The organism is Dyella sp. CR10 (assembly GCF_055814425.1).
Map to the genome: position 1 here is coordinate 579,154 of NZ_CP185986.1, position 13,757 is coordinate 592,910.

The 13,757-nt window shown below is 66.8% G+C and carries 13 protein-coding genes; all 13 read left to right on the forward strand.

Going from position 1 to position 13,757, the window contains the following annotated elements; genetic code table 11:
• Positions 1-494: 494 nt before the first annotated feature.
• The 13 genes from flgB (at position 495) to fliD (ending at position 13,749) form a co-directional block, all read left to right on the forward strand.
• On the forward strand, positions 495-893 hold the full coding sequence (gene flgB, locus ACNR9O_RS02535; protein WP_473683200.1) for a flagellar basal body rod protein FlgB: 399 nt from the start codon (positions 495-497) through the stop codon (positions 891-893).
• Positions 893-1,327: a flagellar basal body rod protein FlgC gene (gene flgC, locus ACNR9O_RS02540; protein ID WP_473683198.1), complete on the forward strand. Its 435-nt coding sequence runs from the start codon at positions 893-895 to the stop codon at positions 1,325-1,327. Before flgB ends, flgC begins: the two co-directional genes overlap by 1 nt.
• A gap of 18 nt (positions 1,328-1,345) precedes the next feature.
• Positions 1,346-1,999, forward strand: coding sequence for a flagellar hook assembly protein FlgD (locus ACNR9O_RS02545; RefSeq protein WP_473683196.1), 654 nt, complete (start codon positions 1,346-1,348; stop codon positions 1,997-1,999).
• A 52-nt stretch (positions 2,000-2,051) separates the two neighbouring features.
• The gene (flgE, locus tag ACNR9O_RS02550; protein ID WP_473683194.1) at positions 2,052-3,272 is read left to right on the forward strand and encodes a flagellar hook protein FlgE; all 1,221 of its coding nucleotides are present in this window, start codon (positions 2,052-2,054) and stop codon (positions 3,270-3,272) included.
• A 68-nt stretch (positions 3,273-3,340) separates the two neighbouring features.
• Complete coding sequence (flgF, locus tag ACNR9O_RS02555) at positions 3,341-4,081, forward strand: flagellar basal-body rod protein FlgF (protein WP_473683191.1); 741 nt, start codon at positions 3,341-3,343, stop codon at positions 4,079-4,081.
• Positions 4,082-4,119: 38 nt separating this feature from the next.
• On the forward strand, positions 4,120-4,905 hold the full coding sequence (gene flgG / locus ACNR9O_RS02560; RefSeq protein ID WP_473683189.1) for a flagellar basal-body rod protein FlgG: 786 nt from the start codon (positions 4,120-4,122) through the stop codon (positions 4,903-4,905).
• A gap of 8 nt (positions 4,906-4,913) precedes the next feature.
• Complete coding sequence (flgH, locus tag ACNR9O_RS02565; protein ID WP_473683187.1) at positions 4,914-5,600, forward strand: flagellar basal body L-ring protein FlgH; 687 nt, start codon at positions 4,914-4,916, stop codon at positions 5,598-5,600.
• A gap of 230 nt (positions 5,601-5,830) precedes the next feature.
• On the forward strand, positions 5,831-6,937 hold the full coding sequence (locus tag ACNR9O_RS02570; protein WP_473683185.1) for a flagellar basal body P-ring protein FlgI: 1,107 nt from the start codon (positions 5,831-5,833) through the stop codon (positions 6,935-6,937).
• A 1-nt stretch (position 6,938) separates the two neighbouring features.
• Entirely contained in the window at positions 6,939-7,904 is a 966-nt protein-coding gene (gene flgJ / locus ACNR9O_RS02575) for a flagellar assembly peptidoglycan hydrolase FlgJ (protein ID WP_473683183.1), read from the forward strand.
• A 48-nt stretch (positions 7,905-7,952) separates the two neighbouring features.
• Positions 7,953-9,830, forward strand: coding sequence for a flagellar hook-associated protein FlgK (flgK, locus tag ACNR9O_RS02580; RefSeq protein ID WP_473683181.1), 1,878 nt, complete (start codon positions 7,953-7,955; stop codon positions 9,828-9,830).
• A gap of 11 nt (positions 9,831-9,841) precedes the next feature.
• A complete protein-coding gene (flgL, locus tag ACNR9O_RS02585) occupies positions 9,842-11,032 on the forward strand; it encodes a flagellar hook-associated protein FlgL (protein ID WP_473683179.1) in 1,191 nt (396 codons plus the stop codon).
• A gap of 132 nt (positions 11,033-11,164) precedes the next feature.
• Positions 11,165-12,301, forward strand: coding sequence for a flagellin (locus ACNR9O_RS02590; protein ID WP_473683177.1), 1,137 nt, complete (start codon positions 11,165-11,167; stop codon positions 12,299-12,301).
• Positions 12,302-12,363: 62 nt separating this feature from the next.
• On the forward strand, positions 12,364-13,749 hold the full coding sequence (fliD, locus tag ACNR9O_RS02595) for a flagellar filament capping protein FliD (protein ID WP_473683175.1): 1,386 nt from the start codon (positions 12,364-12,366) through the stop codon (positions 13,747-13,749).
• Positions 13,750-13,757: the final 8 nt, after the last annotated feature.

The window sequence follows — 13,757 nt, forward strand, 5'->3', positions numbered from 1 at the left end:
GAAAGGGCACCCCGGCACGTCGCCCTGCGCAGCTGCGCTGCTCCGGGTGCGTGAGGGCTGGCCGGGCTTTTCGACATGACATCCCTGTCATGTCGAAAAGGCAGCGACATCCCCGTCGCTGCCCTCTTCGGGGCCTGATCGTCCAGCCCTCACCGACGCACAGGGGACCCTGGTAGGTCAAAAGCCAAGAGCAAAAGCTAAAAGCAAAAGCTGCAGCTTCGCGGCTGCGCCGCTTGCTCGTGGCTGCTTGCGGGGTGCACTGCACTTCGCCCTCTCCCCGTCGGGGAGAGGGCGGGGTGAGGGGCGGGTGCTCGCGGAGGCGTGGCTGGTGTGCGGATGTCATGCGCGCTACCGCGTCGGAATTCCGACTCTCGCGGCACGCGGCTTTTCCGCGCTCTCCTGCAAACCCAGGCACCACAAGGCCTCGCGCCACCCTGGCACGCGTTTTGCCACTCGACATTCCGCGGACTCTCCGCGTGGAGCTTCGAAGGCCCATGAGCCAGATCAACGACAACCTGTTCGGCATTCACACGCAGGCGCTGGGCCTGTGGCAGCGGCGCGCGGAAGTGCTCGCCGGAAATCTGGCGAATGCCGATACGCCCAACTATCTCGCGCGCGATGTGGATTTCCGCAAGGCGCTCGCCGACGCCGGTGCGGATGGCAAGTTGCCGATGGCCGCGACCGAGACGGGTCACCTCGACCCTGCCGCGCAGGCGAACGACCGCCTCGCCTATCGCACGCCCATGCAGCCGACGATGGACGGCAACACCGTGGACACGCAGGTGGAGCAGGCGAACTTCGCCGCCAACAGCGTGCATTACCAGGCGAGTCTTTCCTTCATCACCGCGCAGATCCGCATGCTGCGCACCGCCATCACAGGGGGCCAAGGCTGATGTCGCTCTTCAAGATCTTCGACGTCGCCGGGTCCGGCATGGCCGCGCAGTCGATGCGCCTCAACACCGTGGCCAGCAACATCGCCAATGCCGACAGTGTGGCCAGTTCGCCCGAAGCGGCTTATCGCGCCAAGGAGCCCTTGTTCGCCACCGTGCAGCGCAACCTCGCCGAGCGTGGTTCGGGCGGCAAGGAGCAAGAGGGCGCGCAAGGTGTGCAGGTACTCGGCGTCGCCGAAAGCCAGGCCGCGGTGGAAAGTCGCTATGAGCCGGGCAATCCGCTCGCCGACGGCAACGGCTACGTCTACGCCAGCAACGTCAATCCCGTGGACGAGCTGGTCAACATGATTTCCGCCTCGCGTTCGTACCAGAACAACGTCGAGGTGATGAACAGCACGCGCCAGCTCATGCAGAAGACGCTGGACCTGGGCAAGTAAGGCGCCGCGGAGACGACCATGGCCGATATCGCGATCAACAATACCACCGGCTCTGCCGCTTCCGGCGCCGTGCAGAAGACCAAGGGCAGCACGCTGTCGCAGGCGGATTTCCTCAGCCTGCTTACGCAGCAGATGCGCAACCAGGACCCGACCCAGCCGATGGACTCCTCGCAGATGGTCAGCCAGCTCGCGCAGATCGCGCAGGTCTCGGCCACCCAGTCGCTGCAGACCTCCTTCGACACGCTGAGCACCGCGCTGCAGGGCAACCAGCTGCTGCAGGCCAGCGACCTGGTCGGACGCAACGTCACCGTGCCTTCGAATGCCGCGAAGCTGGAAGGCAGCGCCGGTGTCGACGGCGCAATCAATGTATCGACCGGCGGCCAGACCGCTTCGGTACAGATCCTCGATACCGCGGGCAACGTGGTGCGCACGATCGATCTGGGCAAGCCCGACGTGGGCCTGGCCGATTTCCACTGGGACGGCAAGGACGAGAACGGCCAGCCATTGCCGGCCGGCAACTACGGCATCAAGGCGCAGGTCGGCACCGCGGCGGTGCAGGCCTACGTCACCGGCAAGGTCGACAGCGTCGGCATGGCCGGCGAGCAGGGCGCCTACCTGCAGGTCGCCGGTTTCGGCGGCGTCCTGCTGGGCCAGGTCGCACGCATCGACTGACACACGAGGGCCGGGCGGCCCGCACACACAGCCTCCACAGGGGAGCAGCAGCATGGCATTCAACATCGCACTGAGCGGACTGAAGGCGGCTTCGTCGGATCTCGAAGTCACCGCCAACAACATCGCCAATACCTCCACCACCGGCTTCAAGGGTTCGCGCGCCGAGTTCGCCGAGCTCTACAGCGTGGCCGGCAAGAACCTCAGCTCCACCCAGGTCGGCAGCGGCGTGCGCCTGACCAACGTGGCGCAGCAGTTCACCGCCGGCAACATCGAAAACACCAACAACAGTCTGGATTTCGCCATCAGCGGCGACGGCTTCTTCACGGTGAAGGACGGCAAGGGCCTGTCCTACACCCGCGCCGGCGCGTTCCGCCAGGATCCCAACGGCTACGTGGTGAACGCCGCCGGACAGAACCTGCAGGTGTTTCCGCCCAACAATGCCGGCGGCTTCGACACCAGCACCATGACCGACCTGCGCCTGATCACGTCGCAGAACGCGGCGAAGGCCACCAGCAGCGTGCAGCTGGCGCTGAACCTGCCGTCCAACGCCACGGCGCCGGCCAACGCGTTCGATCCCAAGGACGCCACCAGCTACAACCAGGCCACGCCGTTCACTGCCTACGATTCGCTCGGCGCCACTCACAACGGCACCGTGTATTTCGTGCGCGACGCCGCCGCCAACACCTGGAACGCGCACCTGTTCATCGACGGCAAGGACACGGGCGCCGTGCAGCAGCTGAGCTTCAGCAGCACCGGCGCGCTGTCGGCGCCGGTGGGCGGCAAGCTGACCTTCCCGGCGATCAGCGCCAGCCCTGGCGCGGATCCGATGCAGATCAATCTGGACGTGACCAAGGCTACGCAGTTCGGCAACAACTACGCGGTCACCTCGATCAGCCAGGACGGTTATCCGACCGGCACGCTGTCGAGCATCGACGTGTCCAGCGACGGCGTGGTGCAGGCGAAGTATTCCAACGGCCAGTCGCAGGCGCTGGGCCAGCTGGCGCTGGCCAACTTCGCCAACCCGCAGGGCCTGCGCCAGCTGGACAACACCAACTGGGCCGCCTCGTACGACTCCGGCACGCCGGTGATGGGTGCGGCCGGCAGCGGCAACTTCGGCGGCGTGCAGTCCGGCGCGCTGGAGGCCTCCAACACGGCCGACCTCACCGCGCAGCTGGTGAACATGATCAAGGCGCAGCGCAACTACCAGGCGAACGCGCAGGTGATCTCCACCGACGACAAGCTCACCCAGACCATCATCAACATCCGCAACTGATGAAGCGCCACGGACGGGGCGCACTGCACGCGCCCCATCCCTCGAACCTCGCTGCCCTGAGATAAGCCATGGATCGCTCCGTCTACGTAGCCATGACCGGCGCCACGCAAATGATGCGTGCGCAGACCGAAGTGGCGCACAACCTCGCCAACGCCGACACGGTCGGCTTCAAGACGCAGCTGTCCGCGTTCCAGCCGCTGCCGGTGCAAGGCCAGGGCCTGGGCACGCGCGTCAACGGCGTGGCGCAGGGCATCGGCTGGGATCTGCGCGCCGGCGCGCAGACCGATACCGGCCGTCCGCTCGACGTCGCCGTGCAGGGCGAGGGCTGGCTGGCGGTGCAGACCGCCGATGGCGGCGAGGGCTATACCCGTGCCGGTCAGCTGCAGCTCGATGCCGATGGCCTGCTCACCGACGTGCGCGGCAATCCGGTGATGGGCGACGGTGGCCCGATCACCGTGCCCGACGCTACGCAGATCAGCATCGGTACCGACGGCACCGTTTCAGTGGTGCCGAAAGGGCAGGGGCCGGAGACCTCTTCGGTGATCGGCAAGCTCAAGCTGGTCAATCCCGCTCCGGATCAATTGCAGCTGGGCGAGGACGGGCTGATGCACCTGTCCGGCGGCGGCGTCGCGCAGGTCGATCCGGCAGTGACGCTCAAGGCCGGCGCGCTCGAGGCGAGCAACGTCAACCCGTCGCAGACGCTGGTGCAGATGATCCAGCTGTCGCGCCAATACGAATTGCAGGTGCGTGCGATCCGCACCGCCGACGACAACGCGCAGTCGGCCACGCGCCTGCTGCAGGTGACCTGATTTTTTTCTAGCGGCTGCGGCCGCACGGAGAGCCAAGCATGTTTTCTTCCCTGTGGGTCGCCAAGACCGGTCTCGATGCGCAGCAGACGCGCATGGACGTGGTCTCCAACAACCTCGCCAACGCCAATACCACCGGCTTCAAGAGTTCGCGCGCGTCGTTCCAGGATCTGATGTACCAGAACGTGCGCCAGCCCGGCGGCCAGACCACCGAGCAGACGCAGGCGCCGTCCGGCCTGATGCTCGGCACCGGCGTGCGCGTGGTCGGCAGCGAGAAGCTGTTCACCCAGGGCAATCTCCAGCAGACCGGCAACTCGCTGGACCTGGCGATCGAGGGTCGCGGCTTCCTGCAGGTGACCATGCCCGACGGCACCGTGGCCTACACCCGCGACGGTTCGCTGCACCTGGATCAGAACGGCCAGATCGTCACCGCCTCCGGTTACCAGCTGGACCCGGCCATCATCGTTCCGCAGAACGCGCAGAGCGTGACCATCGGCACCGACGGCACGGTCAGCGCCAAGCTGCAGGGCCAGGCCGCGCCGCAGCAGATCGGCACCATCCAGCTGGCGGATTTCATCAATCCGGCCGGCCTGCAGCCCAGCGGCGACAACCTGTATCTGGAAACCGCTTCCAGCGGCACGCCGCAGATCGGCCAGCCGGGCCTCAACGGCCTGGGCACGGTGGCGCAGGGTTCACTGGAAAGCTCGAACGTCAACGTGGTCGAGCAGATGGTGGACATGATCGAAACGCAGCGCACCTACGAGATGAATTCCAAGGCGATCTCCGCCGCCGATTCGATGCTGCAGTTCCTCACCAACAAGACCTGAGCACGACCATGTCGAACCTCCGTCGCCTGCGCCTGTGCGGCGCGCTCCTCGTCCTGGCCCAGCTGGCCGGTTGCGCCATGCCCATGCCGCGCGGCGACGAAGCGGCATGGGCCGCCACGCCGCCGCAGGAGCCGGTCGCGCCGCCGCCGGCCGACGGGGCGATCTATCACGAAGCGCAGAACATGGAGCTGTTCAACGATCCGCGCGCGCATCGCGTGGGCGACATCCTCACCATTGCGCTGGTGGAGAGCACGCAGGCGAGCAAGAAAGCGTCGACCAGCACGAGCAAGAAGGACAAGAGCAACCTGGCCGCACCGACTATCCTGGGCCGGCCGGTCAGCATCGGCGGCAAGGATGTGAGCTTCGGCACCAGCGGCGACCGCAGCTTCGACGGCAGCGGCAACAGCAGCCAGAGCAACCAGCTCACCGGCTCGATCACGGTGACCGTGGCACAGCGGCTGTCCAACGGCAATCTGCTGGTGCGCGGCGAAAAGTGGCTGACCATCAACCAGGGCCAGGAGCTGGTGCGCATCTCCGGCATCGTGCGTCCGCAGGACATCGGCCAGGACAACAGCGTGCCGTCGACACGCGTGGCCGACGCACGCATCGGCTACACCGGACGCGGCACCCTGGCCGATGCCAACACGCAGGGCTGGCTGTCGCGCTTCTTCGGTTCGAAGTGGATGCCGTTCTGATGAATGCCTTTGCATATTCGCCGCGGTCCCGAACTTCTCCCTCTCCCCACCAGGGAGAGGGCCGGGGTGAGGGGCGGGTGCTCGAGAAGGTGTCGCATGGTGCGGGCGTTTCGCGCCTGAGGTTCTGGCAAGCCTTCAACCTCTCGCTCCGCCCGGCCCCTCACCCCAACCCTCTCCCCGGAGGGGAGAGGGAGCGGTCCTCGTTCTTCCAGACGTTACGGGTAAGTCGTATGCGCTCATGCGTCATTACTTTCTTCTCCATGTTGCTGCTGGTCGCGACTTCGGCCCACGCCGACAAGATCCGCGACCTCGCCCAGGTCGCCGGCGTGCGCAGCAACCAGTTGATCGGCTATGGCCTGGTGGTCGGCCTCGACGGTAGCGGCGACCAGACCACGCAGGCGCCGTTCACCACGCAGAGCCTGGAAAACATGCTGCAGCAGTTCGGCATCACGGTGCCGGCGAACGTGCGGCCGCAGCTGAAGAACGCCGCGGCAGTGACGGTCACGGCCGAGTTGCCGCCGTTCGCCAAGCCGGGGCAGGCGATCGACGTCACCGTGGCCTCGATCGGCAATGCCAAGAGCATCCGCGGCGGCGAACTGCTGATGACGCCGCTGCGCGGCGCCGACGGCAACGTCTATGCGATGGCGCAGGGCAGCGTGGTGGTCGGAGGCATCAGCGCGCAGGGCAAGAGCGGTTCCAGCGTGCAGGTGAACATTTCCGCCAGCGGCCGTGTGCCGAACGGCGCGACCGTGGAGCGCAGCGTCGCTTCGTCGTTCGGCAACGGCGGCGACCTGGTGCTCAATCTCAACACGCCGGATTTCACCACCGCGGCGCGCGTCGCCGAGGCGGTCAACCGCGCTTACGGCGCAGGCACCGCGCAACCGGTGGACGGCGGCTCGGTGGCGGTGCGCGGGCCGGCCGATCCGGCGCAGCGCGTGTCCTGGCTGGGCATGATCCAGTCGCTGGATGTGCAGCCTGGCGACGCGCCGGCGCGCGTGGTGGTCAATTCGCGCACCGGCACGGTGGTGATCGGTGCGGACGTGAAAGTCAGCGCCGCCGCGGTGGCGCATGGTTCCATCCAGGTCACCATCAGCGAGCAGCCGCAGGTCAGCCAGCCGGCGCCGTTCAGCCGCGGCGGACAGACCGCGGTCGTGCCCAGCAGCAGCGTGCAGGTCAGCGAAGACGGCGCGCACATGTTCAAGTTCGGTCCCGGCGTGAGCCTGGACGCGATCGTGCGGGCGGTGAACCAGGTGGGCGCCTCGCCGACCGATCTCATTTCCATCCTGCAAGCGCTCAAGCAGGCCGGCGCGCTGCATGCCGAACTGGTGGTGATCTGACATGGCGACCGGCGATGGCATCGTGGGCGCGGCGACCGGTGCGCTCAACACCTGGACCGAGCTTTCCGGTTTCCAGCAGTTGCGCGCGCAGGCGCAGGGTGACGGCAAGGCCGCGCTGCCGGCCGTGGCCAGGCAGTTCGAGGCGATCTTCACCCAGATGATGCTCAAGTCCATGCGCGAAGCCAGCCCAGGCGGCGGCATGGGCGAGAGCGAGCAGGGCAACGCTTACCGCGACCTGTTCGATCACCAGCTCTCGCTGAGCCTGTCCAATGGCGGCCGTGGGCTGGGTATCGCGCAGATGCTGATGCGCCAGCTCGGCGGCAAGGACGGCGCGGCCTCCGCCGATGCGTCGGCCGATACCGCGTCGGCGTGGCAGAGCACGCTGGACAAACTGACCCACGGCGCGGCGAGTGCCGCCGGCAAGGTGGCCGAGTGGATGCCCGGCACCGGCGACGCGGTGAATTTCGTGCAGGCGCTGGCGCCGCATGCGCAGGCTGCGGCCGAGAAGCTGGGCGTGTCGGTGCGCGCGCTGCTCGCCCAGGCCGCGCTGGAAACCGGCTGGGGCAAGCATCTGCCGTCGCATCACGACGGCAGCACCAGCAACAACCTGTTCGGCATGAAGGCCGGCCGCAGCTGGGATGGCGACAAGGTCAGCGTGCCCACGCTGGAATACGAGGATGGCGTGGCGGTGCGCCGGCGTGACCAGTTCCGCGCCTACGACTCGCCCGGCCAGTCGTTCTCCGACTACGCCGAGGTGATCGCCAACAACCCGCGCTACGCCAACGCCCTCGGCAAGGGCGAAGACATCAAGGGTTTCGCCAGGGCGCTGGCACACGGCGGCTATGCCACCGATCCGGCTTATGCGGCCAAGCTCGAAGCGATCGCCAACAGTCCGGAAATGCGCAAGGGCCTGGAGGCGCTGGCCTCGCTCAAGTCCGGCGACGGCGTGCCGTCACAGATGCCATGACGCGCCTCTCCCTCCCCATGACACACCACGCGACAAGGACCGCCACCCATGGCTGACCTGCTTTCCACCGGCGTCTCGGGCCTGCTGGCCTCGCAGATCGGCCTCAGCACCGTCAGCCACAACGTGGCCAACGTCAACACCGACGGCTACAGCCGCCAGACCGTGCAGTTCAATGCGCGCCAGGCGCAGCAGCTGGGCAACTTCTACGTCGGCACCGGCGTGAACACGGTCGCGGTGCAGCGCGCCTACAGCCAGTACCTCAACACCGCGCTGTGGACCGCCTCGTCGAACCAGAGCCGCGCGGCGACATACCAGAGCCTCACCGGGCAGCTCAATAACCAGCTTTCCGGCAGCACCAACCTGCAGACCTCGCTGGACGCGTTCTACGGCGCGCTGGGCGATGTGGCCAACGCGCCGGCCGATTCGGCCGCGCGCGGTGTGCTGCTGGCGCGCGCCAACGCGCTGGGCAGCACCTTCCAGGCGCTGTCCAGCCAGTTCAACCAGTTGAGCGGACAGGTGCAGCGACAGATCGGCGACACGGTCGATTCGATTAACAGCGACAGCGCGTCCATCGCCAAGCTCAACGAGCAGATCCGCACCGCCTACGCCAGCGGCAAGGGCGAGCCGTCGGACCTGCTCGATCAGCGCGACGCGCTGGTGAAGAAGCTCTCCGGCGAAGTCGGCGTCACGGTGGTGCAGCAGAACGATCACACGGTGAGCCTGTTCGTCGGCAACGGCCAGGCGCTGGTCAACGGTTCCAATGCCTTTGAGCTGGGTGCCGCGCCGAATCAGTACGACCCGACCCGGCTGGAGATCACCGGCAAGGACAGCGGCATCGTGCTCACCGGTCAGGTGGGCGGCGGTTCGCTGGGCGCGCTGCTGGATTTTCGCAGCAACGTGCTGGACCCGGCGCAGAATCAGCTCGGCCGCGCCGCGGTGGCGATGGCCAGCGCGTTCAACGCGCAGCACGCGCAAGGCATGGACCTCAATGGCGCCATGGGCGGCACGTTCTTCAACGTGGGCGCGCCGCTGGTGCAGACCGGCTCGGGCAACCAAGGCACCGGCACGGTGAGCGCCAGCATCGCCAATGTCGGCGCAGTGACTGCCAAGGACTACGTCATGCGCTACGACGGCAGCGCGTGGAGCCTGCGCGATACGGCCGGCAATGCCGTTGCCATGACCGGCAGCGGCACCGCCGCCGATCCGTTCAAGGCCGATGGCCTGAGCCTGGTGGTGGGTGGTACGGCGAGTGCGGGCGACAGCTTCCAGGTCCGGCCGACGGCGGGCGCCGCCGCGGGCTTCAGCGCAGCCATCACCGACCCGAACAAGATCGCCGCATCCGCGCCGCTGGTGGGATCGGCTGGCGCGGCCAACAAGGGCACGGCCAGCGTCGGCGGCATCGGCGTGACCGATCCGTCCAACGCGAGTCTGCTCGGCACGGCGAATATCGTATTCACCTCGGCCACCACGTACACCATCAACGGTGGCGCGCCGCAGACCTACACCGCCGGCCAGCCGATCAGCTACAACGGCTGGAGCCTGACCCTCAACGGCACACCGGCGGCCAACGACACCTTCACCCTCAAGGCCAACACCAATGCACGCGGCGACAACGGCAACGCGCTCGCCCTGGGCAAGGTCGCCAACCTCGGCGTGCTCGACAACGGCGCCACCAGCGTGGGCCGCGCCTACGGCCTGCTGACCAGCCAGGTGGGCAGCGCAGGTTCGCTGGCCAAGGACGCGCTGAGCACGCAGAACGCGGTGTACCAGCAGGCGCTGCAATCGCAGCAGGGCGTATCGGGCGTGAACATCGACGAGGAGGCGGCCAGCCTGGTGCGCTACCAGCAGGCCTATCAGGCTTCCGCGCAGGTGATCTCCACCGCCAGCCAGATCTTCAACGCGCTGCTCAGCGCCGTGCAGAACTGAGGGAGAGCACGATGAGAGTTTCCACCAGCTGGATGGCCCAGCAGTCGGTCAACAGCATGCTCGACGGGCAGGCCAGCCTGTCCGACCTGCAGAACCGCATCAACAGCGGCAAGCGCATCAACCAGCCGTCGGACGATCCGGTCGGCGCGGCACGTGCGCTGGAACTGACGCACATGACCGCCGACACCGCGCAATATCAGCGCAACATCACCTCGGCCAACGCGCGGCTCGGGCTGGAGGACCAGGCCCTGTCCACCACGTCCGACGCGCTGACCCGCGTGCGCACGCTGGTGCTGCAAGCCATCAATGGTTCGCAGACCGACGAGACGCGCGCCGATATCGCCGCCGAGCTGACCCAGATCCGCACTCAGCTGATGGGCCTGGCCAATGGCAAGGACGGCAATGGCGATTATCTGTTCGCCGGCAACCAGGTCGGCGCGCAGCCGTTTGCCATGCAGGGCGCAACGGTGACCTACAGCGGCGACGACGGTCAGCGCATGGTCGCGGCCGGACCGGGCATGCAGGTGGCCACCGGTGATCCGGGCTCGGCGGTCTTCATGAACATCCCCACCGGCAACGGCACCTTCCAGGTGGCCGCCGGCGCGGGCAACACCGGCACCGCTGTGGCCGGCAGCCTCAGCGTGGCCGATCGCACGCAGTGGGACGGCGGCAACTACACCATCGCCTTCACCTCGGCCACCGCGTACGAGGTGCGCGATGCGTCCAACAACGTGGTGAGCAGCGGCAGCTACAGCAACGACGGCAATGCCGTGGTGGCATTCCGCGGCGTGCAGGTGGCCATGAGCGGCAAGCCCGCGGCGGGCGACAGCTTCAGCGTGGGGCCTTCGGGCAAGCAGGATATTTTCTCCACCATGAGCAACATCATCGACGCGCTGCACACGGTCGGTGGCGGCACGGCCATGCAGAACACGCTCAACCAGCAGTTCTCCAACCTTGATCAGGCGATCGGCACGCTCACCCAGACGCGCGCCGCGATCGGTGGCCGCATGAACGCGCTGGATCAGCAGCAGTCGCTCAACGGCGACCTCACCCTGCAATACCAGAGCTCGCTGTCGGACGTGCAGGACCTCGATTACTACGACGCGATCAGCAAGCTCAATCTGCAGAACACCGCGTTGCAGGCGGCGCAGATGACCTACACCAAGGTGCAGTCGTCGACCCTGTTCGACTACCTGCGATAAGGAGGGGCTCAAGTAACCGGTCTTGATGCCGAAACAGTGACTGAGGCGGCGATGTTCCAGCAGGAATTCCCGCTGAGTCCACAACCGCCGGCCTAACTGTCGGCTTCAAGACCCGAAACGGAGCAAATTCCCATGGTCATGAGCGTTACCACCAACATCAGCTCGCTGAATGCCCAGAACAACCTGGCCAAGACGCAGAGCAAGCTGAGCACCGCCATCGAGCGCCTGTCCTCCGGTATGCGCATCAACAGCGCCAAGGACGATGCCGCCGGCCTGGCCATCTCGACCCGCTTCACCACCCAGATCAACGGCCTGAACCAGGCCGTGCGCAACGCCAACGACGGTATCTCGATGGCGCAGACCACCGAGTCGGCGCTGGACGAAGTGACCAACAACCTGCAGCGCATCCGCGAGCTGGCCGTGCAGTCGGCCACCGGTTCGAACTCCACCACCGACCGCGCCGCGCTGGACAAGGAAGTGCAGCAGCGTCTGGCCGAAGTGACCCGTATCGCGCAGCAGACCAACTTCAACGGCACCAAGGTGCTGGACGGCTCGGCCGGTTCGGTGTCCTTCCAGGTCGGCGCCAACGTCGGCGAGACCATCAGCGTCGACTTCAGCGTCGGCATGAAGACCAACCAGGTCGGCCAGGTCGATACCGCCGCGGTGACCGCCAGCGGCACGGCCCCGACCTACCCGCTGACCCTCGCCGCCGACCAGACGGTGAAGATCGGCACGTCGAACATCACGCTCAAGAGCGGCACGGTGTTCAACACCGCGGCGGACGTGACCAATGCCCTGAACGCGGGCTTCAAGGACGCCGGCGTGGACGCGCAGGCCTCGGCCGATGCCACCGGCAAGATCTCGATCGCCGCCTTCGGCGCCGACGTCGATGCCTCCGGCGCCACCGCCCTGGGCTTCGCCGCCACCGACAAGGCCACGCACGCTCTCGACGCCAAGCATCTGTCCGACGCTTCGGTGTCCACCGTGTCCGGCGCCAACGATGCCATCCGCCGCGTCGATTCCGCCCTGCAGGCGGTGAGCGACCTGCGCTCCAACCTCGGTGCGGTGCAGAACCGCTTCGAGTCCACCATCTCCAACCTGCAGACGATCTCGCAGAACCTGTCCTCGTCGCGCAGCCAGATCCAGGATGCGGACTTCGCTTCGGAGACGGCCAACATGTCCAGCGCGAACATCCTGCAGCAGGCCGGCGTGTCGGTGCTGGCCCAGGCCAACTCCAGCCAGCAGAGCGTGCTCAAGCTCCTGCAGTAACCGTGAACCGGACGGCCGCGCGCAGCGCGGCCGTCCCTTTTTCATAAGGACCACGAAAGACCATGGCGATCACGACTTCTTCCACCTCTTCGGGGGGCACGCTCACCGCCGCCGGCATCGGTTCGGGACTGGACGTGAACGGCCTGGTCAGCCAGCTGGTGGCGGCCAAGAAGAAGCCGCTGCAAGACCAGATCGATTCCCAGACCAGCACGGCGAAGACGCAGATCTCGGCGCTCGGGCAGGTCAGCTCGGCGCTGTCAGCGTTGCAGACGGCCTTGAAGGGCCTCAGCGACGGCACCGCCTTCCAGACACGCAAGGCAGCGACCAGCGACGCCAGCGTGTTCAGCGTCACCTCCACCACGGGGGCGATGAACGGCAGCTACAACATCAACGTGAGCCAGCTGGCGACGGCGCTGAAGGCGCAGTCCGGTGCGTTCGCCAGCAGCGACGCGACCGTGGGCACAGGCACGCTGACCATCGCGGTGGGTTCGAAGTCGATGAGCATCGACATCGGCAGCGACGGCGATTCGCTGGCGCAGGTCCGCGACGCGATCAACAAGAACAGCAACAACCCCGGCGTTACCGCCACCATCGTGACCGGCAGCGACGGCGCGCACCTGGTGCTCAGCAGTACCGCGACCGGCCAGGCCAATGCGTTCACGGTATCCAGCAGCGGCGGCGACGGCGGCCTGGCCAAGCTCAACTATGACCCGGCCTCCAGCAGCAACGGCCTGGCCGTGACCACCGCCGCGCAGGACGCGAAGTTCACCATCGACGGCATGGCCGCGACCAGCGCCAGCAATACGGTGACCGGCGCCATCGACGGCATCACGCTGAACCTGTGGAAGCAGGGTACGGCGACCTTGTCGGTGAGCAGCGATACCTCCGCCGCCTCGACGGCGGTGAGCAATCTCGTCACGGCGTACAACAATTTCGTCGGCGTGTACCAGTCGCTGACCGCCTACGATCCGAGCGGCGCCAACACCGGCGCGCTGATCGGCGACGCCACGCTCAACAGCATCAAAAGCACGCTGTCGCAGATCATGAGCGGCCCGGGCGGCAACGGCGCGATGCTCAATTCGATCGGCATCACTCTGCAGGTGGACGGCACGCTCAAGCTTGACGCCGGCGCGCTCACCACCGCGCTCAGCGACGGCGGCACCAAGGTCAGCGGCATCTTCGCCGGCAGCAACGGCATGGCCACCAAGCTCACCAGCCCCCTGAGCGACTGGACGTCCACCAGCGGCGTGCTGACCACGCGCACCAAGAATCTCAACCAGCAGCTGAAGGACCTGAGCACCCGCCAGGATGCCCTGAACGCCAGCATGGACGCGCTCACCACGCGCTACACCAAGCAATTCACCGCGCTGGACACCATGCTGACCAAGCTCAACAACACCAGCAGCTACCTGACGCAGCAGTTCGACGCGTTGAACAAGAAACAGTAAGCGAGGAG

Bases quoted from the DNA above. Each gene is read 5' to 3' on its own strand.
- flgB (WP_473683200.1), top strand. From the start codon at position 495: ATGAGCCAGATCAACGACAACCTGTTCGGCATTCACACGCAGGCGCTG.
- flgC (WP_473683198.1), top strand. From the start codon at position 893: ATGTCGCTCTTCAAGATCTTCGACGTCGCCGGGTCCGGCATGGCCGCG.
- ACNR9O_RS02545 (WP_473683196.1), top strand. From the start codon at position 1,346: ATGGCCGATATCGCGATCAACAATACCACCGGCTCTGCCGCTTCCGGC.
- flgE (WP_473683194.1), top strand. From the start codon at position 2,052: ATGGCATTCAACATCGCACTGAGCGGACTGAAGGCGGCTTCGTCGGAT.
- flgF (WP_473683191.1), top strand. From the start codon at position 3,341: ATGGATCGCTCCGTCTACGTAGCCATGACCGGCGCCACGCAAATGATG.
- flgG (WP_473683189.1), top strand. From the start codon at position 4,120: ATGTTTTCTTCCCTGTGGGTCGCCAAGACCGGTCTCGATGCGCAGCAG.
- flgH (WP_473683187.1), top strand. From the start codon at position 4,914: ATGTCGAACCTCCGTCGCCTGCGCCTGTGCGGCGCGCTCCTCGTCCTG.
- ACNR9O_RS02570 (WP_473683185.1), top strand. From the start codon at position 5,831: ATGCGCTCATGCGTCATTACTTTCTTCTCCATGTTGCTGCTGGTCGCG.
- flgJ (WP_473683183.1), top strand. From the start codon at position 6,939: ATGGCGACCGGCGATGGCATCGTGGGCGCGGCGACCGGTGCGCTCAAC.
- flgK (WP_473683181.1), top strand. From the start codon at position 7,953: ATGGCTGACCTGCTTTCCACCGGCGTCTCGGGCCTGCTGGCCTCGCAG.
- flgL (WP_473683179.1), top strand. From the start codon at position 9,842: ATGAGAGTTTCCACCAGCTGGATGGCCCAGCAGTCGGTCAACAGCATG.
- ACNR9O_RS02590 (WP_473683177.1), top strand. From the start codon at position 11,165: ATGGTCATGAGCGTTACCACCAACATCAGCTCGCTGAATGCCCAGAAC.
- fliD (WP_473683175.1), top strand. From the start codon at position 12,364: ATGGCGATCACGACTTCTTCCACCTCTTCGGGGGGCACGCTCACCGCC.